This is a genomic window from Actinopolyspora mortivallis DSM 44261 (assembly GCF_000384035.1).
GTDB classification, from domain to species: Bacteria; Actinomycetota; Actinomycetes; order Mycobacteriales; family Pseudonocardiaceae; genus Actinopolyspora; species Actinopolyspora mortivallis.
The window spans coordinates 3543899-3567136 of the sequence record NZ_KB913024.1 but is presented as its reverse complement, the minus strand read 5'-3'; the positions used below and the strand labels follow the sequence as shown (position 1 = coordinate 3567136).

Here is a 23238-nt window from a genome sequence, read left to right as displayed (position 1 = left end):
CAATCGAGAGGGGAAGGCGGGCCGTGTACGACGGCGACATTGCCTCCGTGCTCATCTCCGAGCAGCAGATCAACGACAAGATCACCGAACTGGCCAAGCAGATCGACGAGGACTACGGGCAGCTCCACGGCGGGGATCTGGTACTGGTGGGGGTCCTCAAGGGCGCAGTCATGGTGATGACCGATTTGGCCCGGGCGCTTCCCCGGCCTGCCCAGCTGGAGTTCATGGCGGTCAGCTCCTACGGGTCCTCGACCTCCTCCTCCGGGGTCGTGCGGATCCTCAAGGATCTGGACCGGGACATCGCGGACAAGCACGTGCTGGTCGTCGAGGACATCATCGACTCGGGGCTGACGCTGTCCTGGTTGCTGAAGAACCTGACCGCGCGCAACCCCGCCTCGCTCGAGGTGTGCACCCTGTTGCGTAAGCCGGACGCGGTGCAGGTCGAGATCCCGGTCAGGTACGTCGGCTTCGACATCCCCAACGAGTTCGTCGTGGGCTACGGGCTCGACTTCGCGGAGCGCTACCGCGACCTCCCCTACATCGGTAGCCTCGATCCGAAGGTCTACACCTCCGGGACCTGATTCCGCGCGGTTCCCGTGGTGTCGTGGTGGCGGGTACAACCGAAAGGGGACGGAAAGCGCCCGCGTGGAGTCCTTCTCCGGGGTCGACCTCGGAGAACGGCTCGGGCGGGTCCTCGTCGGTGTGTCGTACCACCGGTGGGGAGGTGGTGGGAACTAATCCGGCGTGTGACCCGTTGGAAATCCAGGGGCGGGTACCCTGGACGGCTGTGGCTCGGTTCGCTCAGTTTCACGCTGGTGGGACCGGTACGCTGGGCCGAACCGGGGGTGGACGTTGAATGGACGCCCGCCACCACCCGACGTGACAGTCAGGGAGGGTCGAGGCCGCGCCGCGGCCGCAAGTGAATGGACCGAAAGCGCCTGCTCCGCAACCCGCTGCTGTGGCTGTTGGCGGTGTTGCTGCTGTTCTACGCCTTCAGCGTGCTCTTCGACGACACGCGTGGATACACCGACGTGTCGACCTCCACGGCTCTGCGCCAGATCTCGCAGGGGAACGTGGCCGAGGCCACGATCGAGGACAAGGAACAGCGGCTGAAACTGACTCTGAACGACGGCGTCCAGGTTCAGGGCAGCAACCGGATCATCGCCCAGTATCCGAGCGGTGCGAACGAGGACATCGTCAACCGGATAGAGCAGTCCGGTATCTCGAACTGGGATTCCGAGGTCTCCCAGAGCTCCATCTGGAGCCAGTTGTTCATCTATCTCATCCCGCTGGGACTGCTGGTCCTGCTGGTGATGTGGATGATGAACAACGCCCAGGGCGGCGGCAGCAAGGTGCTGAACTTCGGCAAGTCCAAGGCCAAGCAGTTCACCAAGGACATGCCCAAGACGTTGTTCAGCGACGTCGCCGGGGCCGACGAGGCCGTCGAGGAGCTGCACGAGATCAAGGACTTCCTGCAGCACCCGAGCCGGTACCAGGCGCTGGGCGCGAAGATCCCCAAGGGGGTGCTGCTCTACGGGCCTCCCGGCACAGGTAAGACGCTGCTCGCCCGTGCCGTGGCCGGTGAGGCCGGAGTGCCGTTCTACTCGATCTCCGGTTCGGACTTCGTGGAGATGTTCGTCGGTGTCGGTGCCTCCCGGGTGCGCGACCTGTTCGAGCAGGCCAAGCAGAACGCGCCGTGCATCGTCTTCGTGGACGAGATCGACGCCGTCGGCAGGCAACGCGGGGCCGGTCTCGGCGGCGGCCACGACGAGCGGGAGCAGACCCTGAACCAGTTGTTGGTCGAGATGGACGGGTTCGACTCCCGCGGCGGGATCATCCTGATCGCGGCGACGAACCGCTCCGACATCCTCGACCCGGCTCTGCTGCGCCCCGGGCGGTTCGACCGTCAGATTCCGGTGGCCGCGCCCGACCTGCGGGGTCGACGCGCGATCCTGAACGTGCACACCAAGGGCAAGCCGTTGGGCGCCGACGTCGACCTGGACGGGCTGGCCAAACGGACCGTGGGATTCTCCGGGGCCGACCTGGAGAACGTGGTCAACGAGGCGGCCCTGCTGACCGCTCGGGAGAACGCGCAGCTCATCACCGGTGCGGCGCTGGAGGAGTCGGTCGACCGGGTGATCGGTGGTCCGCGCCGCAAGACCAAGGTCATCTCGGAGCGGGACAAGAAGATCACCGCCTACCACGAGGGTGGTCACGCCCTGGCCGCCTGGGCGATGCCCGACCTGGAGCCCGTCTACAAGCTGACGATCCTCCCGCGGGGCAAGACCGGCGGGCACGCTCTCGTCGTCCCCGAGGACGACAAGGACATGATGACCCGCTCGGAGATGATCGCCCGTCTGGTGTTCGCACTCGGTGGGCGTTCTGCGGAGGAACTGGTCTTCCACGAGCCGACCACCGGGGCCTCCAGCGACATCGAGCAGGCGACGAAGATCGCCAGGGCGATGGTCACCGAGTACGGCATGACCGCCCGGCTCGGTGCCGTCAAGTACGGCAAGGAGGAGGGGGATCCCTTCCTGGGACGCTCCGCCGGCCAGCAGCCGAACTACTCGCTGGAGGTGGCCCACGAGATCGACGAGGAGGTGCGCAAGCTCATCGAAGCCGCGCACACCGAGGCGTGGGAGATCCTGAACACCTACCGGGACGTGCTCGACAACCTCGTGCTGGAGGTCATCGAGAAGGAGACGCTCAACCGCGCCGACCTGGAGCGGATCTTCGCCGAGGTCGAGAAGCGTCCCCGGATCACGGCGTTCAACGACTTCGGTGGACGCACCCCCTCGGACAAGCCGCCGATCAAGACGCCCGGCGAGCTGGCCATGGAACGCGGTGAGCCCTGGCCGCCCCCGGTCGAGGAACAGCCCAGTCCGACCCCGGTGGGGGCGGTGCCCGGAACCAACGGCTACGGCCCGCAGCAGGGTGCCGGATATCCGGGACCGAACCAGCAGGGGCCGCAGCCCCAGGGCTACCCCGGGCAGCCGCAGCAGGGCGGCTATCCCCAGCAGCCCCCGCCCCCACAGGGGCAGCAGCCGGGAACGGCCCAGATGCCCTACCCCGCTCCTCCCCAGGGGTACGCACCGCAGGGTGTTCCGCCCAACTACGGTGCTCCCCCCGGGTGGACCCCGGCGACCTCTCCCGGCGCCCAGCCGGGTTACCAGCCTCCCGCCTCGAACCAGCACAACTGGACTCCCTCGTGGGAGAGCGGCGGGCAGCCGGGGACCGGTGGCCCGCAGACCGGGGGACAGCCCCCCTCCCAACAGCAGGGTCAGCAGACCGAGCAGATCCAGCAGGGACAGCAGCCCGCCCCACCCTCCGCCTCCCCGGAGGAGGGGGCCGGTGAGCGGACCGAGCAGTCCCCGACTGATTCGAGTGCGGAAACGTCCGCCGAGCAGGACCGAGGACGGAATTCCGGAGGCGAGGAGACGGGGCCGTCGACAGGGGAGAACGGGAGTTCTTCCGACCACCGCTGAGGGTGGGGTTCCGGAGGCTTCCGGCGGAGGCCGGAGGCCTCGCCTCCGTGGAGGGAACGACACGTGACAGCTGAGAACGTACCGGCGGGGCCGGACGCCGAATTCGGCTCCGACCCCGCCGAGTTCGTGCATCAACGCTTCGACAGGACCCGAGCGCAGGCCGCGATCCGCGAGTTGCTGCTGGCTGCGGGTGAGGATCCGGACCGGGAAGGGCTGCGGGAGACACCGGAGCGGGTGGCCCGTGCCTACGAGGAACTGTTCACCGGGCTCTACACCGACCCCGACGAGGTGCTGGACCGCACTTTCGACGAGTCGCACGAGGAGCTCGTGCTGGTGCGGGACATCCCGATGTACTCGCAGTGCGAACACCACCTGTTGCCCTTCCACGGCATGGCCCACATCGGCTACATCCCCAACGACCAGGGAAGGGTTACCGGACTGTCCAAACTGGCTCGACTGGTCGACCTGTACGCCAAGCGTCCGCAGGTGCAGGAGCGGCTGACCTCGCAGATCGCCGACGCCCTCACCAGGAAGCTGGAACCGCGCGGGGTCATCGTCGTGGTGGAGGCGGAGCACCTCTGCATGGGGATGCGCGGGGTACGCAAGGCGGGCTCGGTGACCACCACCTCCGCCGTGCGTGGCGTGTTCCGTTCCTCGGCTTCCTCCCGGTCCGAGGCGTTGTCGTTGATTCGGGGGAAGTGATGCCCGCAGAGCTGCCGAGAGCGTCGCGCTGCCTGGTCATGGGCGTGTTGAACGTGACGCACAACTCCTTCTCGGACGGTGGCAGTTACCTGGACCACGAGGTCGCCGTGGCACACGGCAAGCACCTGCGGGACCAGGGCGCCGACATCGTCGACGTGGGTGGGGAGTCCACCCGCCCCGGCGCCGAGCGGGTGGCGGCCGAGGTCGAGGCGGAACGTGTGCTGCCGGTGGTTCGTGAGCTGGCTCGGGCCGGTGTTCCCGTCAGTGTGGACACCATGCGCGCCGAGATCGCCGTCGCGGCCGTGCGGGAGGGAGCCGTGCTGGTCAACGACGTCTCCGGTGGACTCGCCGATCCGGAGATGGCCGCCGCGGTCGCCGACGTCGGGGTTCCCTGGATCCTCATGCACTGGCGGGGCCACAGCAGGGACATGAACTCCCTGGCCGTCTACACCGACGTGGTGAGCGAGGTGCGGGCGGAGTTGTCCGCCCGTGTCGAGGACGCGCTGGCGGCGGGGGTGTCCGAGGACGCCCTCGTGCTGGATCCGGGGCTCGGTTTCGCCAAGAACGCCGAACACGACTGGCGGCTGCTGCGTGCGCTGGAGACATTCCTGGACATGGGACCCGCCGTGTTGGTGGGTGCCTCCCGCAAGCGGTTCCTGGGCGGCGCGTTGGCGGACTCCGCGGGAACTCCCCGTCCCGCCTCCGGCCGGGACGTGGCCACCGCCGCGGTGTCCGCGTTGGCCGCCGAGCGCGGGGCGTGGGCGGTGCGGGTGCACGACGTGCGGGCGTCGCTGGACGCGGTGACGGTGGCCGCCCACTGGCAGCACGGAGGGAGCGAACTTGGCTGACCGGATCACACTCACCGGACTGCGCGTGTTCGGACACCACGGGGTGTTCGAGCGGGAGAAGCGGGACGGTCAGGAGTTCGTCGTGGACATCACGGTGTGGGTCGACCTGGGGGAGGCCGCGGCGAGCGACGACGTGACCGGCACGCTGCACTACGGGGTGCTCGCCGAACGGGCCGCCGCCGTGGTGGCCGGTCCCGCGCGGGACCTGATCGAGACGGTGGCCGCCGAGATCGCCGACGACATCATGACCGACGACAGGCCCCATGCCGCCGAGGTGACGATACACAAACCCTCCGCTCCGATCCCGCTCACCTTCGACGACGTCGCGGTGACCATTCGGCGCTCCCGGCGCGGCGGACGCGGAGGGAGGGCCGTTTCGGCATGAGCAGGGCGGTCCTCTCCCTCGGGTCGAACCTGGGGGACCGGCTCGGTTACCTGCGGCTGGCGGTGCGGGGGTTGTCCGAGGTGCTGGTGGCGACCTCCTCGGTGTACGAGACCGCTCCGTGGGGGGTCACCGACCAGCCCGACTTTCTGAACGCTGTGGTGTTGGTGGACTCCGTCGAGTTCGGGGCCTGGGACTGGTTGCGCCGTGCCCAGCGGCTCGAACAGCGGGCCGAACGTGTTCGCGAGCAGCGGTGGGGACCGCGCACACTGGACGTCGACGTGGTCACTGTGGACGAGGTGCGCAGTGACCACCCCGAGTTGTTGCTGCCGCATCCGGGGACACCGCGGCGGGCCACTGTGCTGGTTCCCTGGGCGGAGATGGACGGTACCGCCGTGTTACCCGGCCACGGTGCTGTTTCCGCGCTGTGCCGGGAACTTCCCCCCGAGGAGGTCGCCGAGGTGCGGAAACGCCCGGATCTGACGTTGTACTGACAACCGTGGCCGCGGTGCGTGGGGTCGGGAAGCCGTGCTCGGGCGGGGCTCGCCCGAGGCGGGTCCCGGCGTTCGCCGGCGGCGCGGCCGTGTGGGCACGGAGGACGGATGAACTACACCAGGGCCCGGGACCTCGTGGTCGCGGCGTTGATCGCGGCCGTGCTGGTCTACGCCGGAGTACGGGTGGGCTACGAGGCCCTGCCTCCGTTGCCGCTGGCCGCCGGGGCCACCCTGCTGGTGGTGGCGGTGCTGGAGGTCGTGTTGGCCTTCGCGGTGCGTCCCCGGGCGCAGCACTGGCAGGGGCGGGAGCCGCTCGATCCGATGACGGCCACCCGGATGGTGGCACTGGCCAAGGCCTCCTCACTGGCGGGAGCGCTCATGTCCGGCGTGTGGGTGGCCCTGCTGGTGTTCCTGGTGCCGATGTACGCCCGTGTCGAGGTGGCCCGTTCGGACACGGCGGCCGCGCTGGTCGGGTTGGTCAGTGCGGCGGCGTTGATCGCCTCCGGGCTGTGGCTGGAGCGGTGTATGCGCAATCCGGACGAGCCGGAGGAGGACGACACCGGGGACGAATAACACACTTTCGTGTCTTCCGGTGCGTGGTGGGCACGGAAGACGGACACCGATCCGGGGATCCGGGAGGACAGTCGGTTGTCCCGCCGCCTGCTCCTCCCGCGAAAAGGTGGACTCCCGGGTGGCGGGCGGACAGGAGGCCCGCTTCGTTGCGTGGCCGTTTCGTGATGGCCGCGTCCCGTCCGATTTCGAACGGATAAAATCCGGGTACGGTTGGCCGCATGACTGCCCGGACCGATTCGGAAGCTCCGGCGCGAGGTACTCGAACCACCCTGTTGTGGATCGGTGCGTGTGTCCTGTCCGGCGCGGCCACGTTCGCGCTGGTCCTGGCCGACGATGTCCGGTTGCTGCGTGTGGGCACGATCGCCGCCCTGTGGGCGACCCTGTTGGCGGCGCTGCGGGCGGGACGGCTGCGTGAGTGGGTCCGTGAGCGGGACGAGCTGCTGAACCGCCGCCAGATCGACTACGAACGCGAACTCGAACGCGAGATAGCGGCGCGTCGGGAACACGAGGCGGAGACCGAGCAGGAGATCAGGCGGCGCGTGGAGGAACGGGACAACGCCGAGCTCACCGAGCTGCGTTCCGAGGTGCACGAGCTCCGTCGACTGCTCGAACGTCGTGGAGGCACCCCCTCAGCCAGGGGTGACGAACGTTTTCGGCCGGAGGGGGAACGGCTCGGAGCGGCGGAACGTCCGGTGGGGGCGGCTTCCGTGGAATCCGCCTCCCCCGTCGCGGGTGAGTCCTCGGCGGGGACGCCGCCCCGTCAGACGACCACCGGCGGCCCGGTTCCGGCTCCCTCCGGTGGGGCAGAGTCGGCACCGGCGGCCCCGGTGACCCCGCCCCGACCGGTGCGACAGCCCCAGGGACTACCTCCCCAACGTCCGCCTCGCTTCGTCGGGGCACTTTCCGGGACAGTCCCCGGATCCGCCGAGCGGGCAAAGTCCCCCGAGTCGCCTTCCCGGCCTTCCCCTGAGGGTGGGAGAACTCCTCCACCTCCCCCGACGGGACCTCCCCGCTCCGGGCGGGGGGCGGAGGCCGGGGTCGGGAACGCGACGGGTGGGGGAACGGTTTCCCGCCCCGGTAGGCCCACACCGACTCGGACACCGCCCTCCGGGCCACATCCCCGGGCCGAGAACGAGGGGGCGGAGCCTCCGGCTCCGGAGGGAGCGAGACCGAACCCGCCTCATCCTCCTGACGGGGCCACCTCCGCAGGACGGGGAGATCAGCCTCCGACCGTCCCTCCGCCCGCCCCACCGCGGGGACGGCGGACCCCGGAGACAGCGGCGGCCTCCCCGCCGCCTTCCGCCCACCAGCAGCCTCCCGCCACGCGGCGGGATGGTGGTTCCGAGTCCTCCGCCGGGGAGAACGTCTCCGTCGGCTCCACCGGGGCACACACCCAGGGAACCTCGGTGGTGGATCTACTCGCCGCCTACGGCGAGGCCGGTGAGACACGTCGCAGGCGCCGCCGGGAAGAGTGAAACGGGCGATCTCGAAGGTGCGGTGCGTGGTGTCGGCGCCGCCCCGGGAGGCTTATCGTTTCGTGCGTGTCCCATCCTGATCTCTCGCACGCCCGGAGGGCCCAGTCCCACAAGCACCAGGCCGTCGGATGGCCGGTCGCCGGACTGATACTGCTCGGCATGTGCGGGCTGACCATGCTCGGCATCGCGACGGCCCGCGTGGGGTACGTGGCCGCCACCGTCGGCGCGCTGGCCGCGTTGCTGCCGGTGGGAGTGGTGTTCGGCGCGATCGTCTGGATCGACCGCTGGGAGCCCGAGCCCCCGATGATGCTGCTCGGCGCGTTCCTGTGGGGTGCCGGGGGAGCCACGGCCTGCGCCTTCCTGCTCAACGACGCGATGACCGGTTTCGGCGAGGTGCTGTTCGGTGGTTCCTTCGAGGAGCACTTCGCCCTGGTGGTGACCGCCCCCGTCGTGGAGGAGGCGGCGAAGGCGCTGTTCGTGATCGCACTCTGGATCAGGCGCCGGTCCGAGTTCAACGGCATGGTCGACGGCATCGTCTACGCCGCGCTGACCGCGGCCGGATTCGCCTTCATCGAGAACATCTTCTACTTCGGCAAGGCTTTCGCCCAGACCGGTCTGGGCGACCTGAGCGGGGGCGTGGTGGCGGTTTTCGTGCTGCGTGGACTTCTCGCGCCGTTCTCGCACCCGCTGTTCAGCGCCATGGTCGGCATCGGGATCGGTATGGCCACCCGGACACGCAACAGGCGGATGAGGGCCGTGTGGCCCACCCTCGGTTTCCTGACCGCGGTGGTGCTGCACGCCGTCTGGAACGGTTCCACCACGCTCGGCGGGGACCGTTTCCTGAACGTCTACTTCGTGATCATGGTGCCCGTCTTCCTGGGGACCGGTTGGTTGGTCGTCTGGCAGCGCCGGAGGGAACAGCGCATCGTGGCCCAGCAGCTGCCCGCCCTGCAACGGGCGGGTCTGATCGTGCCCAGCGAGCTGGAACTGCTGGCCAGCCTGTCCGAACGGCGTGGCTGGAAACGCAAGGTGCGGCGCAGCGCCGGTCCCGAGGCGGCCAAGGCGGTGCGGGACTACCAGATAGCCGTCACCGAGTTGGCCTTCCTGCAACACCGGGCCGAACAGGGCAACACCACCAGCGCGGTGCGCCGGAAACGCCGTGAGAAGCTGATCGCGGACCTGAAGGAGGCGCGGCGTTCGGCGAGCGGATCTCCGGACGCGATCCGCACCGCCCACATCAAGCTGGACGAGCTCACCAGGACGAACGTCCGGCGGTCCTCGCGGGGTTGAGCCAGACGAGTCCGGCCGGGTGTGGTGTCGGGCACTTTCTCGTCCCCGTTCGTGCCCGGTGGTGCGTGGTTCTCGCCACCCTCGGGGCACACGGGGGTGGTTTCGGCGTTACTCTCGCGGCGCTGTCCGGTACCCGGTACGGGACTGGAACGGTAGGAGGATTGGTTGACGTGTCCGCTGATCGGCACGGTACCCGTTCGGAGACCACGGGCGGGTTCCTTCCCTCGGACGTGGGGCCCTCACGTCCGCGGTTGCGCGTGGGCGTGATCTCGGCCGGCAGGGTCGGCAGTGTTCTCGGCGCCGCGCTGCACGGGGTGAACCACGAGGTGGGCGCGGTCGCGGCCGTGTCGGACGCGGCTCTGCGACGCGTGGACGAACTGCTTCCCACGGTCCCGGTGCGCGCTCCCGACGAGGTCGCCCGCCAGGCCGACCTGGTTCTGCTGACGGTTCCCGACGACGCCCTGGAGGGCCTGGTGCGCGGGCTCGCCGCGGCCGGAGCGCTGCGCTCCGGACAGATCGTGGTGCACACCTCCGGGGCCCACGGCGTGGGTGTGCTCGAACCGGCCGCCCGACTCGGGGCGCTGCCTGTGGCGCTGCATCCGGCCATGACGTTCACCGGAAAACGGGAGGACCTGGAGCGGCTGGGTACGGCGTGCATGGCCGTGACCGCACGTCCCGACGACGAGGCCGGTTTCAACGTCGGCACCGCACTGGCGGTGGAGATGGGCACGGACCCGATCCGGATCCCGGAGGAGGCCAGGCAGCTCTACCACGCGGCGTTGACCCACGGGGCGAACCACCTGGTCACTCTCGTCAACGAGTGTGCTCAGCTGCTGCGTTCGGCGGGCATCGAGCACACCGACCGGGTGCTGGGCCCCATTCTCTCCGCGGCACTGGACAACGCGCTGCGTTACGGGGACCGGGCGTTGACCGGGCCGGTTTCCCGGGGGGACGCGGGGACCGTGCGCGCTCATCTGGAGGTTCTCGAGGAGGCGGAACCGGACACGGTGGCCGGTTACGTGCAGCTTGCCAGGCGCACCGCACAGCGGGCGGTCACTTCCGGGGTGCTTCGCTCGGACGACGCGGTGGGTGTTCACGAGGTACTCGACGGGGGTGGCCGATGAGAACGTCGTCGAACCGGACCGGTTCGGAGGAGGTCGGTGCGGGGCCGGGGTTCACCCCGCGTGAGCTGACGGTGCACCGGCGGCCCGAGGAACTCCGCAAGGTGACACGTGCCCTGCGGGCCACCGGACGCAGGATCGTGCTGGTGCCGACGATGGGGGCGCTGCACGAGGGGCATCTGGAGCTGGTCCGGGCGGCCCGTCGTGTGCCCAACAGCGTGACGGTGGTCTCCGTGTTCGTGAACCCGTTGCAGTTCGGCCCCGACGAGGACTTCGACAGCTACCCCCGTCGGCTGGACTCCGACGTGGCGGCGTTGTCCGGGGAGGGGGTCGAGCTCGTCTTCGCTCCCGGGCAGCAGGACCTCTACGGTCCCGACCCGCGGATCACGGTGAGCGCGGGCCAGGCCGGCGACGAGCTGGAGGGGGCCAGCAGGCCGGGTCACTTCGACGGGGTGCTCACCGTGGTGACGAAGTTGTTCAACATCGTGGGGCCGGATCTGGCCCTGTTCGGGGAGAAGGACTACCAGCAGCTCGTACTGCTGCGTCGGATGGTTCGCGAGCTGGACTTCCCCACCGAGATCCAGGGCATTCCGATCGTGCGGGAGTCGGACGGCCTGGCGCTGTCCTCACGTAACGCCTATCTCACCGAACGACAGCGCTCGGCCGCCCTGACACTGTCCGCCGCCCTGGCCGCCGGGGCGCACGCGGGCCCGCGCGGGGCGGAGGCGGTGCTGGCCGCCGCGCGGGAGGTGCTGGACACCGAGCCGCTGGTGGAGGTGGACTACCTACAGCTGCGGGACCGTGACCTCGGGCCGCCGCCGGAACGGGGGGAAGCCCGGTTGCTGCTCGCGGCGACGGTGGGCCAGACCAGGCTGTTGGACAACGCGCTGGTGGTGTTGAACGAGTCCGACACGGTGACGGGCTAGGGGCGCGGCGTGTTCTCCGTCTCGCCTCGCACGGGTGAGTCGACCGTTGCCGTTTCCGGTCGGTCTCCGGCACCGGGCCGAGGCCCGGTGTTCGGAACCGGGAGGGGAGTACCGATGTTTCGTACCATGCTCAAGTCCAAGATCCACCGAGCCACCGTCACCCAGGCGGATCTGCACTACGTCGGCTCGGTGACCATAGACGCGGCGTTGATGGAGGCCGCCGACCTGCTCGACGGTGAGCAGGTCACCATCGTGGACGTGACCAACGGGGCCAGACTGGAGACCTACGCGATCACCGGCGAGCGGGACTCCGGGGTGCTGGGGATCAACGGGGCGGCCGCGCACCTGGTGCATCCGGGGGATCTGGTGATCCTGATCGCCTACGGGATGATGGACGAGTCGGAGGCCCGCTCCTTCCGTCCCCGGGTGTTGTTCGTGGACTCCGACAACCGTGTCGTCGAAACCGGTGGGGATCCCGGGCACGCCCCCGCCGGTTCGGGGCTGGCCAGTTCGGCCGTTTCCGGGTGACGGCACCCGGCGTGTTTCGGCGTGTCCCCCCGTGCGTGGATCCGGGGAGCGTCCGCGTGTCGGTGTCGTGCCGACCGAGTCGAAGGAAGGAAGGCAACGGTGCTGCTCGCGATCGATGTCGGCAACACCAACATCGTGTTGGGACTCTACGAGGACGACCCTGACGACGGTTCCGAGCAGGGATCCGGTTCGGCACGCAGGCCGAAGGCGCGGGCCCGCCTGGTACGGGACTGGCGGATGCGCACCGAGCCGAGGATGACGGCCGACGAGCTGGCCTTCACGATGCGGGGACTGCTCGGGGACTACGCCGACAGGATCACGGGGATCTCCGCGTTGTCGACCGTGCCGACGCTGCTGCGGGAACTGCGCGTGATGCTCGGACGGAACTGGAGCGAGGTCCCGCGTGTGGTGGTGGAGCCCGGGATCCGTACCGGTGTTCCGCTGTTGGTGGACAACCCCAAGGAGGTGGGGGCCGACCGGGTGATCAACACGTTGGCGGCCCACCATCTGTACTCCACGAACTGCGTGGTGGTGGACTTCGGAACCTCGACCAACATCGACGCGATCTCGGCCAAGGGGGAGTTCCTCGGCGGGGCTTTCGCTCCCGGGGTGGAGATCTCGTTGGACGCCCTCGCATCCCGTGCCGCCCAGCTGCGCAAGGTGGAGCTTGTCAGGCCGCGTTCGGTGATCGGCAAGAACACCGTGGAGTGCCTGCAGTCGGGTCTGCTCTTCGGCTTCGCAGGTCAGGTGGACGGTCTGGTCCGCAGTATCGTCGCCGAGCTGGAGGAGACGCACGGCGGTCCGACCACGGTGCTGGCCACGGGAGGACTGGCCCCCTTGGTGATCGGCGAGTCGCAGACGATCTCCCACCACGTTCCCGAACTCACACTGCTCGGGCTGCGGTTGGTCTTCGACCGCAACATGGAGTGATTCCCGCCGGTGGCGGCACCGGTTTCCGAACCCCTCCGGCCGTGGGGGCACCTCCGGGGTCCGTACCCTGGGGAACCGTGAATGACCAGGATCAGTCAAGGCGTGTCGACGGAGCCGAGGAGCTGCCGGAACAACTACGGGTGCGTCGGGAGAAACGGGAGCGCCTCCTGGAGGAGGGCGAGGATCCCTACCCGGTCGCGCTGCCGATCACGCACTCGCTGGCCCAGGTGCGGGCCGCTCACCCGGATCTGCCCGTGGACACCGCGACCGGTGAGCGGGTCGGTGTCGCCGGTCGGGTGATGTTCCTGCGCAACACAGGCAAGCTCTGTTTCGCCACGTTGCGCGGTGGGGACGGTACCGAGCTGCAGGCCATGATCAGCCGTAACGAGGTCGGCGAACAGCGGTTGTCCGACTGGAAGGCCGACGTCGACCTGGGGGATCACGTTTTCGTCGCCGGGGAGGTCATCACCTCCCGTCGGGGTGAGCTTTCCGTGTTGGCCGACGAGTGGCGTATGGCGGCCAAGGCGCTGCGTCCGCTGCCGGTGGCGCACAAGGAACTCAACGAGGAGAACAGGGTACGTCAGCGTTACGTGGACCTGCTGGTTCGGCGGCAGGCCGCCGAAACCGTGCGGACCAGGGCCGCGGCGTTGCGCTCGTTGCGGCACTCGTTCGACCGGCGTGGTTATCTCGAGGTCGAGACCCCGATGTTGCAGACCCTGCAGGGGGGAGCCGCGGCTCGTCCGTTCGTGACGTACTCGAATGCTTTGGACACGGATCTGTACCTGAGGATCGCCCCGGAGCTGTTCCTCAAGCGGTGTGTCGTCGGTGGGATCGAGAAAGTCTTCGAGATCAACCGCAACTTTCGCAACGAGGGGAGTGATTCTTCCCACTCTCCCGAGTTCGCGATGCTCGAGTTTTATGAGGCTTACTCGGATTACGACGGGATGGCCGAGCTTACCCGGGAACTGATCCAGGAAGCCGCCCAGAGCCTGTTCGGAACTCAGACGGTGACGTGGGCGGACGGCTCGGAGTACGACCTTTCCGGCAGCTGGTCGCACATTACGATGTACGGCTCGCTGTCCGAGGCGCTCGGTTTCGAGGTAACTCCCGAAACCGGGGTGGAAACCCTGCGTAAACACGCCGAAAGCGTCGGTTTGTCCGATCTCGATCCTTCCCACGGCCACGGCAAACTGGTCGAGGAACTCTGGGAACACCTGGTCGGCAACCACCTCTACGAACCCACATTCGTCCGGGACTTCCCGCTGGATACCGCCCCGCTGACCCGGCAGCACCGGCAGCATTCGGGGATGGCGGAGAAATGGGATCTCTACGTCCGCGGTTTCGAACTGGCCACCGGCTACTCGGAGCTGGTCGACCCCGTGGTGGAACGTAGCCGTCTGGAGGAACAGGCGAGGCTGGCCTCCGAGGGAGACGAGGAGGCCATGCCCGTGGACGAGGACTTTCTCCGGGCCCTGGAGTACGGAATGCCGCCGACCGGTGGTGTGGGAATGGGGATCGACCGTCTGTTGATGGCTTTGACGGGTCTCGGGATCCGGGAGACGATACTGTTCCCGCTCGTTCGGCCGGAATGAGGGTTCCGCGGACTTCCGGGGCCGGCTCCCTCAAAATTTCTTCGGCGGGGTGAGTGCGGCTCCGGCTTTACTGCGCTAACCTTGCTGACGAGAATGAAACGGTGACGATGTATTCGCGGGGTTGATACCGACTCGGGCTCGCGGGAGGACTTCGGTATTGGCCCGGTTCCGGAGGAACCGGGCTGTACTCCGGAAGTGAGGACATCGTCACATGAGGGATTGGTCCGGAGAGGAACAAAGAAGATGGCGCAGAAGGTGACCGTCCAGCTGGTGGACGATCTGGACGGTGGAGAAGCCGACGAAACGGTCGAGTTCGCCTTGGACGGCGTCTCTTACACGATCGACCTTTCGAATGAGAATGCGGCTGAGCTGCGTGAGGCGCTGAGTGGGTATCTGGCCAGCGCTCGCCGTTCCGGAGGGCGTAAGAAGCCGGGGCCGAAGAGTGGTTCGACACGGTCGGCTTCCTCTTCCTCGGGAGGCTCCACCAGCGCGGATCGTGAGCAGAACCAGGCAATTCGGGAATGGGCGCGCAAGCGTGGCATGAAGGTTTCGGACCGGGGGCGTATCCCGGCCGACATCGTGGCCGAGTACCACAAGGCGCACTGAGCCGACGCGGAAGTCGGTAACGGCTCGGTTCCTCGGGCCGTCCGTGGATCGGACGGACTCGTTCGGGTGCCGGGCTCCGTCGGCACCATCCGGCCGTCCTGTCGTGAAGTCTGTTCGGTCCGGGTGCGCCCCGGCGGACGTCGTGCCACGACGCTCTCGTGGAGCGCACCCGTACACCTGCGAGGTGTCCGAACCTTCCGCGCCTTGGCGCTTCAGCGTGCGCGGTCCGTGCCGAAAGCGTCGGCGAGGTCGTCCAGGATGCCGTGTGCACCGTGGATTCCCACGGAGGTCATCCAGGTGATGTCGTCGACTTCGTGCACCCGACCTCGCAGGGTGTCCCACAGCGGGTTGGACGTGAATTTCTTTCTGGCTTCTGCGGCCTCTCCCGCCTCGTCCGGGTAGACGGTCAGGAAGATGTGCTCCGCGTCGAGTTCGGGAATCCGTTCCTGGCTCAGGTTCACCGCGATGCCTTCTCCGGTCGGTTGCCCCTCGGGACGGGCCAGTCCGGTGTCCCCCAGCACGAGACCGGGGAAGGAGTCGGCACTGTACAGGCGCACGGTCGGTTCCCCGGCGAAACGCACCACCGACACGGTGGGATTGTGTCCCACCCGTGTGCGGATCTTGTCGCCCACGGCCTTCGCGCGTCGCTCGTAGTCGCTCAGCTCGCGCTGCGCCTGCCGTTCCTTGCCCAGGGCACGACCGGTCAGGAGCAGGTTCTCCTTCCAGCTGGCCCCCGTGTCCGCGCTGAACACCGTGGGGGCGATTTCGGAGAGCTGGTCGTAGAGCTTCTCGTGGCGGACCTTCGCGGAGAGGATCAGGTCGGGGTTCGTGCCGACGATCCGCTCCAGGGAAGGCTCGCTGAGGCTGCCCACCCGCTGGGCGTCCGCGCCGTGTTCCTTGCGGTCCTCGCCCAGGTAGGCGGGAAGCCCCTTCCTGCCGCCGAAGGTGGTGTAGCCGACCACGTCGGTGCCCAGGGCCATGACCGCGCTCGTGAAGGTCGCGTCGAGCGCGACCACCCGTTTCGGGGTGCCCGTGACCGTGGTCGTGCCCATGGCGTGCTCGACGGTGCGGCTGTCGTCCGAGTCCGCTCCGCTCGACTCCGTCGAACCACCGCCGCAGGCGCTCAGTCCGAGGACGGGCAGGGCTCCCGCCGCGGTCAGCGCGGTTCGCAGTAGGTCCCGTCTGCTTCGTGTGATGTCGGGCATCGGTTTTCCTCCCCCGTATGCGTTAATCTTAGGCGGGCCTAACCTAAGTGCGGGTAACCTAAGCGAAGCAGGGGCGGAGAGCCAAGGGAGTGGGATGTGAGTCGCAGCTCGGTCGACCGGAACCCGCGGGACCCCGATCCCGACTCGCCCCCCTCCCGGAGCGCTCCGTCCGTTCCGGAAGGGACCGAGGACACCACCTCGCTGGAGCGCGTGAGCGCCCGTCGCCGCAGAAGACTGACGGGACTGGCCCTGCTGGCGGCACTGCTGTTGGTCAGTTGCGTGCTGAGCGTCTTCGTCGGAGCCAAGCTCATACCGCCCGAGGCGGTGCTGCGGGCCCTGTTGTCCACGACGGACACCCAGAACCACCTGATCGTCTACGAGCTGCGGTTACCCCGCACCCTCGTGGGAGTGCTGGCGGGCTCTGCCCTCGGTCTGGCCGGGGCGCTGATGCAGGGTTACACCAGGAACCCGATCGCCGGACCCAGCATCCTCGGGATCACCCAGGGCGCGGGACTGGCGGTGGTACTGGCCGTGTTCACCCTGGGGATATCCGGGATGCTCGGTTTCGTCTGGTTCAGCTTCGGCGGAGCCCTGATCAGCGCGCTCGCGGTGTTCGCGATCGGCTCGGTGGGACGGGGCGGTGCCACCCCGGCGGCCCTGGCGCTGGCAGGCGCGGCGATCAGCGCGCTGCTCCAGGCGCTCACCTCGGCGCTGGTGCTGCTGGACCGGCAGAGCATGGACACCTACCGCTTCTGGAAGGTCGGTTCCATCGCGGTCAGCGACATGACCGTCATCCGGCAGGTGCTGCCCTTCGTGCTGCTCGGCCTGGTGTTGGGTCTGGCGAGCGCCCCCGGCCTGAACGCGCTCTCCCTCGGTGACGACATGGCCGCGGCCCTCGGGCACAACGTGACGAGATCACGTACCACCGGTGTCGCGGCCATAGCCGTGCTCGTCGGCAGTGCCGTGGCACTGTGCGGCCCGATCAGCTTCGTCGGACTCGTGGTGCCCCACGTGGCCAGATACTTCTCGGGGCCGGACCACCGGTGGCTGTTGCCGTTCGCGGCGCTGACCGGGGCGTGCCTGGTGCTGTTGGCCGACCTGGTCGGGCGGGTGGTCGCCCGGCCCTCGGAGATCCAGGTCGGCGTGATGCTGGCGATGGTCGGTGCCCCGTTCTTCATCGCGCTCGTACGGCGCAGGAGGCTGATGCGACTGTGAAGGCGACGGAGCAGACACCTCCCGCGCGGTCCGCCACGCCCCCGGTTCCGGGGAGAAGTCCGCTGCGCATCGGTCCGGTCTCCACCGTGCTGCGTCCGCGCCCCCTGCTGGCCTTGTTCGGGGGGATGCTGGCGTTGCTGGTGGTGTTCTCCTGTGATCTCGCGCTCGGGGACTATCCGATCACACCGCTGGGGGTGCTGCGGACCCTCTTCGGTGGCGGGGACGCGGGGGAGAACCTCGTGGTGTTCGAACTGCGCCTGCCGCGAGCCCTGACCGGCCTGTTGGTGGGCGCGGCTCTCGGCCTGGCCGGTGCCATCACCCAGGCGGTGGTGCGCAATCCGCTGGCCAGCCCGGACCTGCTCGGGATCACCGCCGGAGCCGGAGCCGCGGCCACGGCCGTGATCGTCGCCGGGGGAGCCCTCGGCGGTGTCAGCGGCTTCGTCGCCGCACTCGGGGTTCCCGTGGTCGCGTTGTTCGGCGGTGTGGGCACCGGACTGCTCGTTGCGCTGCTGGCCTATCGCAACGGTGTCGACTCGTTCCGGCTGGTACTGGTGGGCATCGGGATGAACACCCTGATGGTCAACGCCACCCTGTGGCTGCTGACCGCCGGCGAGGTCCAGGACGCGGGAAGGGCGATGGTGTGGCTGACCGGGAGTCTGAACGCCCGCGGCTGGGAGAACGTCGTTCCCGTCGCGCTGGCCCTGGTCGTGCTGGTGCCGCTCGCGCTGGTCGGTGCCCACGTACTCGGGGCGTTGCAGTTCGACGACGACACGATGCGCGAACTGGGGGTTCGGGTCACGGCCGCTCGGGCGGCCATGCTGCTCGGGGCGACCGTGCTCGCCTCCCTGGCGACCTCGGCGGCGGGGCCCATCGCCTTCGTGGCCCTGGCCGTTCCCCAGATAGCTCTGCGCCTGGCCGCCACGTCACGTCCGCCCCTGGTGATCTCGATGGTGCTGGGGGCGACGTTGGTGGTCGGTTCGGATCTGATCGCACGCACGATGTTCGGCTCGCTGGAGCTGCCGGTCGGTGTGGTCACGGCGGCACTCGGCGCGCCCTACCTGATCTATTTGCTCGTTCGCCGGTACCGGGAGGTGCGGACATGACCGCCTCGCAGGTCGGAGTCACCGCCGTGTCGGAAGGCGGGGTCGCCCAGGACCCCGACGCGGAGTCGTCGCGGTTACGGGCCCGCGGCGTTTCCCTGGCCTACGGTGAGCGGGTCGTGGTGGACGGACTTGACCTGGACGTCCTCGACGGCGGCATCACCGGAGTGATCGGGCCGAACGGCTGCGGGAAGTCCACCTTGCTGCGTGCGTTGGGACGACTGTTGCAGCCCCGCAGCGGGAGCGTGCTGCTCGACGGCAAGCGGATCCACCGGATGTCGACCAAGGAGGTCGCCCGCAGCCTGGGGATGCTGCCCCAGTCCCCGGTGGCGCCGGAGGGACTGTGCGTGGCCGATCTGGTGGCCAGGGGACGGCATCCGCACCAGACCTGGTACCGCCAGTGGTCCTCCGACGACGAGCGGGCGGTGGCCGAGGCCCTCGAACTCACCGGCATCGGGGACCTGGCCGAGCGGTCCGTGGACGAGCTCTCCGGTGGACAGCGGCAGCGGGCCTGGCTGTCCATGGCGTTGGCCCAGCGGACGGACCTGTTGCTGCTGGACGAGCCGACCACCTATCTGGATCTGTCCCACCAGGTGGATGTGCTGGAACTGATCGGCCGGCTGCACGCCGAGAGCGGGCGGACGGTGGTCATGGTGCTGCACGACCTCAACTTCGCCGCACGTTACGCGGACCGGCTGGTGGCCATGTCCGCCGGACGCGTGGCCGCCGAGGGGCCTCCCCACGAGGTGATCACCGAGAGCCTGCTCGCCGAGGTGTTCGACCTCCGGGCACGTGTGATTCCGGATCCAGTGACGGGTACCCCCATGGTGGTTCCACTCGGTGGGCGCCGCCCCCGGGGATCCGACGGGCCGAGTGAGGAGGACACTGGGCCGAACGAGTGACATGGCGGGTACGCAGGGGGTTGTTCGCGCTCGGCGGACACCGCGCACCGGTTTGTTTCCGGCTGGAATGTCGCAGTTCAGCGGACTGTTAGGCACAGTGAATTAAGCGTTGTCGACAAGAGGGCTGTGAGCCGGACCGGCCCTGAACGGGCTGGGGCTACTAGAGTGGAGCTCAGAGTGCTGAACCCATCGCGGGCATGGGCGTGAGCAGGAGCCGTGCCCGGTACGAGACCGCCGGCGCAGCAGTCAGGGAGTGCGAATGTTCGAGAGGTTCACCGACCGCGCGAGGCGGGTGGTTGTCCTGGCCCAGGAGGAGGCCAGGATGCTCAACCACAACTACATCGGCACCGAGCACATTCTCCTGGGTCTGATCCACGAGGGTGAGGGTGTCGCCGCCAAGGCGCTGGAATCGTTGGGTATCGCCCTGGAGGGCGTACGCCAGCAGGTCGAGGAGATCATCGGCCAGGGCCAGCAGGCCCCCAGTGGCCACATCCCCTTCACCCCGAGGGCCAAGAAGGTTCTGGAGCTGTCGCTGCGTGAGGCTCTCCAGCTCGGGCACAACTACATCGGCACCGAGCACATCCTGCTCGGGCTGATCCGTGAGGGGGAGGGCGTCGCCGCCCAGGTGCTGGTCAAGCTCGGTGCCGACCTCAACCGGGTCCGCCAGCAGGTCCTGCAGCTGCTGTCCGGCTACCAGGGCAAGGAACCGGCCGAGGCCGGCGGTCGCAGCGAGGGCACTCCGTCCTCCTCGCTGGTACTGGACCAGTTCGGCCGTAACCTCACCCAGAGCGCCCGCGAGTCGAAGCTCGATCCCGTGATCGGCAGGGACACCGAGATCGAGCGCATCATGCAGGTGCTGTCCCGGCGCACCAAGAACAACCCCGTGCTGATCGGCGAGGCCGGTGTCGGCAAGACGGCGGTCGTCGAGGGGCTGGCCCAGAAGATCGTCAAGGGCGAGGTGCCCGAGACGCTGAAGGAGAAGCAGCTCTACACGCTCGACCTGGGTTCGCTGGTCGCCGGTTCGCGCTACCGCGGTGACTTCGAGGAGCGCCTGAAGAAGGTGCTCAAGGAGATCAAGACGCGGGGCGACATCATCCTGTTCATCGACGAGATCCACACGCTCGTCGGTGCGGGAGCCGCTGAGGGCGCCATCGACGCCGCCAGCATCCTCAAGCCGATGTTGGCGCGTGGTGAGTTGCAGACCATCGGTGCCACCACCCTGGAGGAGTACCGCAAGAACGTGGAGAAGGACGCGGCGCTCGAACGCCGTTTCCAGCCGATCCAGGTCGGTGAACCCTCCCTCGAACACGCGGTGGAGATCCTCAAGGGGCTGCGGGACCGCTACGAGGCCCATCACCGGGTCTCCATCACCGACTCCGCGCTGTCCGCCGCGGCGAGCCTGGCCGACCGCTACATCAACGACCGGTACCTGCCGGACAAGGCGATCGACCTGCTCGACGAGGCCGGCGCGCGGATGCGCATCCGGAGGATGACCGCTCCGCCGGACCTGCGGGAGTACGACGAGAAGATCGCCGAGGTCCGTCGGGACAAGGAGTCCTCGATCGACGGCCAGGACTTCGAGCGCGCCGCGCGCCTGCGGGACGAGGAGAAGCAGCTCATCGCCCAGAAGGAGGAGCGCGAGGCGCAGTGGAAGGCCGGTGACCTCGACGTCGTCGCCGAGGTCGACGACGAGCAGATCGCCGAGGTGCTGGCGAACTGGACCGGTATCCCGGTGTTCCGCCTCACCGAGGAGGAGACCTCCAGGCTGCTGCGCATGGAGGAGGAGCTGCACAAGAGGATCATCGGGCAGGACGACGCGGTCCGGGCCGTCTCCCAGGCGATCCGCCGCACCCGTGCCGGACTGAAGGATCCGCAGCGGCCCTCCGGTTCGTTCATCTTCGCCGGCCCCTCCGGTGTCGGCAAGACCGAGCTGTCCAAGTCACTGGCCGAGTTCCTCTTCGGTGACGACGACGCGCTGGTGCAGATCGACATGGGTGAGTACCACGACCGCTACACGGCCTCGCGGCTGTTCGGTGCTCCCCCCGGATACGTCGGTTACGAGGAGGGTGGCCAGCTCACCGAGAAGGTCCGGCGCAAGCCGTTCTCCGTGGTGCTGTTCGACGAGATCGAGAAGGCGCACCACGAGATCTACAACACGCTGTTGCAGGTGCTGGAGGACGGCAGGCTCACCGACGGACAGGGTCGTGTCGTCGACTTCAAGAACACGGTGCTGATCTTCACCTCCAACCTCGGTACTTCGGACATCTCGAAGGCCGTCGGCCTCGGTTTCTCCTCGGGGAGTCAGCAGGACTCCAACTACGAGCGGATGAAGGCCAAGGTCAACGAGGAGATGAAGAAGCACTTCCGACCCGAGTTCCTCAACCGGATCGACGACGTGATCGTCTTCCACCAGCTGACCGAGGAAGAGATCATCCGGATGGTCGACCTGCTCATCGGCCGGGTGGAAACCGCGCTGAAGAGCAAGGACATGTCCATCGAGCTGACCTCCAAGGCCAAGAAGCTGGTGGCCAAGAGGGGCTTCGACCCGGTGCTGGGTGCGCGGCCGCTGCGGCGCACCATCCAGCACGAGATCGAGGACAAGCTCTCCGAGAAGATCCTGTTCGGCGAGGTCGAACCCGGTCAGATCGTGATCGTCGACGTCGAGGGCTGGGACGACGAGGAAGGCCCGGACGACGACGCCCAGTTCGTCTTCCGTGGGGAGAGCAAGCCCTCCACCGTCCCGGACGCCCCGCCGGTCGACCTGGCCGGTTCCTCGGGGAACTCCTCGGGAGGCACCACCTCGAATCAGGACGACCAGTCGGAGGGGCCCACCTCCTCCGAGTGATTCGTCCGGGTGAGCCATGAGCCCGGTGTCCGTCTCCGGTTCGTGGCTGTCCCCGGTTGAGTTCCGTGCCGGGCCCCGCTCCTTCGTCCGAAGGAGCGGGGCCTTTCACCGTTCGGAGTCCCCGGGTCCGGGAGCGGGGGGGATCTCTCGACGGTGAGAAGGCTGTGCACCTCGGCTCAGAGGATGCTCTGTCAGGATGTGCGGTGTGATGTCCGACGGGGAACCGTCGACGGACTCGCGGGAGAACCGGGTCGGTCGGGCACTGCACGTTCCGGTGCTGACGGCTGCGGCCGTCTCGGTCCCCGCCGTGTTCCTGGCACGGTTGGACGGGCCCGTGGGGACGGCCGGTTCGGTGCTGAACTGGTTGTCGATGCTGGTGCTCACCACCGAGTCGGTGCTGCTCTTCTGGGCGAGTGAGAACCGGCTGCGCTGGTTGCGTACCCACTGGTGGATGGTGCTCGTCTCGCTGTTGACGATCCCGGCGGTGGTTTTCGCCTTCGGCCCGGCCCAGGTGCTGCGGCTGGTCCGGCTGGTCGCGGCGGTTCAGCTCGTCCGCGTCGTCCGGTTGGTGAAGGTGGCCCGGCTGGTGCACGAGCGGGTCGGTGCCCTCGGAGCGGCGCGGTACGTGCTGTTGGCGGGAGTTCTGGTGGCGGCGGCCGTGCTGTTGGTGATCGTGTTGGCCGACGAGACGAGCCTGACCCGGCGTACGTTGGATGCGGTGGTGCAGCGGTGGGGCTGGCCGACTCTGCTCGGTGCCCTCCTGTTGTTCGTGACCGCGATCGGTGGGGCCGTCACGTGGCTGCGGCGACGTCGTGTCGACTGAGGTGGCGGAGCCACCACGGACATCCGAATTTGTTTCGCGGAATAAACCGGAGTTGTCCTGGTGTTCTGCCGGTGACCGGGGGGTGGGTGCGAGTGGTTCTCCGGGGGTGTGTAGAGTGTTTGTCTGTCAGGCGGTCAGTCCGCTTGGTGGTGTTCCGGGCTCCGGTTGGGCTGGGAGCATGGTGGTAATTGAATAG

Annotated in this window: 21 protein-coding genes; 20 read left to right on the top strand and 1 reads right to left on the bottom strand. The window is 68.4% G+C overall.

The window, feature by feature from the left end:
- Nucleotides 1-23: 23 nt before the first annotated feature.
- The 15 genes from hpt (at nucleotide 24) to ACTMO_RS0116640 (ending at nucleotide 14952) form a co-directional block, all read left to right on the top strand.
- On the top strand, nucleotides 24-581 hold the full coding sequence (hpt, locus tag ACTMO_RS0116715) for a hypoxanthine phosphoribosyltransferase (protein WP_019855832.1): 558 nt from the start codon (nucleotides 24-26) through the stop codon (nucleotides 579-581).
- Nucleotides 582-923: 342 nt separating this feature from the next.
- A complete protein-coding gene (gene ftsH / locus ACTMO_RS0116705; protein ID WP_019855830.1) occupies nucleotides 924-3485 on the top strand; it encodes an ATP-dependent zinc metalloprotease FtsH in 2562 nt (853 codons plus the stop codon).
- 63 nt (nucleotides 3486-3548) lie between these two features.
- On the top strand, nucleotides 3549-4187 hold the full coding sequence (folE, locus tag ACTMO_RS0116700) for a GTP cyclohydrolase I FolE (protein ID WP_019855829.1): 639 nt from the start codon (nucleotides 3549-3551) through the stop codon (nucleotides 4185-4187).
- The gene (folP, locus tag ACTMO_RS0116695; protein WP_169509077.1) at nucleotides 4187-5035 is read left to right on the top strand and encodes a dihydropteroate synthase; all 849 of its coding nucleotides are present in this window, start codon (nucleotides 4187-4189) and stop codon (nucleotides 5033-5035) included. Before folE ends, folP begins: the two co-directional genes overlap by 1 nt.
- Complete coding sequence (folB, locus tag ACTMO_RS0116690; RefSeq protein WP_019855827.1) at nucleotides 5028-5420, top strand: dihydroneopterin aldolase; 393 nt, start codon at nucleotides 5028-5030, stop codon at nucleotides 5418-5420. The genes folP and folB overlap by 8 nt, the downstream gene beginning before the upstream one ends.
- Nucleotides 5417-5911 carry a 2-amino-4-hydroxy-6-hydroxymethyldihydropteridine diphosphokinase gene (folK, locus tag ACTMO_RS0116685; RefSeq protein ID WP_019855826.1) on the top strand — a complete coding sequence of 165 codons (495 nt, stop codon included), beginning with the start codon at nucleotides 5417-5419 and terminating at the stop codon, nucleotides 5909-5911. The genes folB and folK overlap by 4 nt, the downstream gene beginning before the upstream one ends.
- Nucleotides 5912-6019: 108 nt before the next feature.
- Entirely contained in the window at nucleotides 6020-6484 is a 465-nt protein-coding gene (locus ACTMO_RS0116680) for a DUF3180 domain-containing protein (protein WP_019855825.1), read from the top strand.
- Nucleotides 6485-6702: 218 nt separating this feature from the next.
- Nucleotides 6703-7959 (top strand): DUF6779 domain-containing protein, encoded by a 1257-nt coding sequence (locus ACTMO_RS0116675; protein WP_157062924.1) that lies wholly within the window; start codon nucleotides 6703-6705, stop codon nucleotides 7957-7959.
- Nucleotides 7960-8025: 66 nt separating this feature from the next.
- Nucleotides 8026-9249: a PrsW family intramembrane metalloprotease gene (locus ACTMO_RS0116670; RefSeq protein WP_019855823.1), complete on the top strand. Its 1224-nt coding sequence runs from the start codon at nucleotides 8026-8028 to the stop codon at nucleotides 9247-9249.
- A gap of 170 nt (nucleotides 9250-9419) precedes the next feature.
- Entirely contained in the window at nucleotides 9420-10373 is a 954-nt protein-coding gene (locus tag ACTMO_RS0116665) for a Rossmann-like and DUF2520 domain-containing protein (RefSeq protein WP_019855822.1), read from the top strand.
- Nucleotides 10370-11296 (top strand): pantoate--beta-alanine ligase, encoded by a 927-nt coding sequence (panC, locus tag ACTMO_RS0116660; protein WP_019855821.1) that lies wholly within the window; start codon nucleotides 10370-10372, stop codon nucleotides 11294-11296. Before ACTMO_RS0116665 ends, panC begins: the two co-directional genes overlap by 4 nt.
- Before the next feature lie 114 nt (nucleotides 11297-11410).
- Nucleotides 11411-11824, top strand: coding sequence for an aspartate 1-decarboxylase (gene panD, locus ACTMO_RS0116655; RefSeq protein WP_019855820.1), 414 nt, complete (start codon nucleotides 11411-11413; stop codon nucleotides 11822-11824).
- A 99-nt stretch (nucleotides 11825-11923) separates the two neighbouring features.
- Nucleotides 11924-12754: a type III pantothenate kinase gene (locus tag ACTMO_RS0116650; RefSeq protein WP_019855819.1), complete on the top strand. Its 831-nt coding sequence runs from the start codon at nucleotides 11924-11926 to the stop codon at nucleotides 12752-12754.
- A 77-nt stretch (nucleotides 12755-12831) separates the two neighbouring features.
- A complete protein-coding gene (gene lysS / locus ACTMO_RS0116645) occupies nucleotides 12832-14346 on the top strand; it encodes a lysine--tRNA ligase (RefSeq protein WP_026449330.1) in 1515 nt (504 codons plus the stop codon).
- A 243-nt stretch (nucleotides 14347-14589) separates the two neighbouring features.
- A complete protein-coding gene (locus tag ACTMO_RS0116640) occupies nucleotides 14590-14952 on the top strand; it encodes a histone-like nucleoid-structuring protein Lsr2 (protein WP_019855817.1) in 363 nt (120 codons plus the stop codon).
- 212 nt (nucleotides 14953-15164) lie between these two features.
- On the opposite strand, the gene ACTMO_RS0116635 is transcribed toward ACTMO_RS0116640, so the two are convergent.
- On the bottom strand, nucleotides 15165-16157 hold the full coding sequence (locus tag ACTMO_RS0116635) for an ABC transporter substrate-binding protein (RefSeq protein WP_019855816.1): 993 nt from the start codon (nucleotides 16155-16157) through the stop codon (nucleotides 15165-15167).
- Nucleotides 16158-16253: 96 nt separating this feature from the next.
- Here ACTMO_RS0116635 and ACTMO_RS0116630 point away from each other — a divergent pair, with 96 nt between their 5' ends.
- The 5 genes from ACTMO_RS0116630 to ACTMO_RS0116610 all read left to right on the top strand — a co-directional run bounded on the left by ACTMO_RS0116630 (nucleotide 16254) and on the right by ACTMO_RS0116610 (nucleotide 23042).
- A complete protein-coding gene (locus ACTMO_RS0116630) occupies nucleotides 16254-17372 on the top strand; it encodes a FecCD family ABC transporter permease (RefSeq protein WP_019855815.1) in 1119 nt (372 codons plus the stop codon).
- Nucleotides 17369-18475, top strand: a complete 1107-nt coding sequence (locus tag ACTMO_RS0116625; protein ID WP_019855814.1) for a FecCD family ABC transporter permease — start codon at nucleotides 17369-17371, stop codon at nucleotides 18473-18475. The genes ACTMO_RS0116630 and ACTMO_RS0116625 overlap by 4 nt, the downstream gene beginning before the upstream one ends.
- Entirely contained in the window at nucleotides 18472-19374 is a 903-nt protein-coding gene (locus ACTMO_RS0116620; RefSeq protein ID WP_019855813.1) for an ABC transporter ATP-binding protein, read from the top strand. Before ACTMO_RS0116625 ends, ACTMO_RS0116620 begins: the two co-directional genes overlap by 4 nt.
- A 259-nt stretch (nucleotides 19375-19633) precedes the next feature.
- Nucleotides 19634-22219: an ATP-dependent Clp protease ATP-binding subunit gene (locus tag ACTMO_RS0116615; protein WP_019855812.1), complete on the top strand. Its 2586-nt coding sequence runs from the start codon at nucleotides 19634-19636 to the stop codon at nucleotides 22217-22219.
- Nucleotides 22220-22427: 208 nt separating this feature from the next.
- Nucleotides 22428-23042: a hypothetical protein gene (locus ACTMO_RS0116610; protein WP_019855811.1), complete on the top strand. Its 615-nt coding sequence runs from the start codon at nucleotides 22428-22430 to the stop codon at nucleotides 23040-23042.
- Nucleotides 23043-23238 lie beyond the last annotated feature (196 nt).

What these genes read in the sequence shown, in the direction of transcription:
- ftsH (WP_019855830.1), top strand. Translation starts at nt 924, where the DNA reads ATGGACCGAAAGCGCCTGCTCCGCAACCCGCTGCTGTGGCTGTTGGCG.
- folP (WP_169509077.1), top strand. Translation starts at nt 4,187, where the DNA reads ATGCCCGCAGAGCTGCCGAGAGCGTCGCGCTGCCTGGTCATGGGCGTG.
- folK (WP_019855826.1), top strand. Translation starts at nt 5,417, where the DNA reads ATGAGCAGGGCGGTCCTCTCCCTCGGGTCGAACCTGGGGGACCGGCTC.
- ACTMO_RS0116680 (WP_019855825.1), top strand. Translation starts at nt 6,020, where the DNA reads ATGAACTACACCAGGGCCCGGGACCTCGTGGTCGCGGCGTTGATCGCG.
- ACTMO_RS0116675 (WP_157062924.1), top strand. Translation starts at nt 6,703, where the DNA reads ATGACTGCCCGGACCGATTCGGAAGCTCCGGCGCGAGGTACTCGAACC.
- panC (WP_019855821.1), top strand. Translation starts at nt 10,370, where the DNA reads ATGAGAACGTCGTCGAACCGGACCGGTTCGGAGGAGGTCGGTGCGGGG.
- panD (WP_019855820.1), top strand. Translation starts at nt 11,411, where the DNA reads ATGTTTCGTACCATGCTCAAGTCCAAGATCCACCGAGCCACCGTCACC.
- ACTMO_RS0116640 (WP_019855817.1), top strand. Translation starts at nt 14,590, where the DNA reads ATGGCGCAGAAGGTGACCGTCCAGCTGGTGGACGATCTGGACGGTGGA.
- ACTMO_RS0116635 (WP_019855816.1), bottom strand. Translation starts at nt 16,157, where the DNA reads ATGCCCGACATCACACGAAGCAGACGGGACCTACTGCGAACCGCGCTG.
- ACTMO_RS0116620 (WP_019855813.1), top strand. Translation starts at nt 18,472, where the DNA reads ATGACCGCCTCGCAGGTCGGAGTCACCGCCGTGTCGGAAGGCGGGGTC.
- ACTMO_RS0116615 (WP_019855812.1), top strand. Translation starts at nt 19,634, where the DNA reads ATGTTCGAGAGGTTCACCGACCGCGCGAGGCGGGTGGTTGTCCTGGCC.
- ACTMO_RS0116610 (WP_019855811.1), top strand. Translation starts at nt 22,428, where the DNA reads ATGTCCGACGGGGAACCGTCGACGGACTCGCGGGAGAACCGGGTCGGT.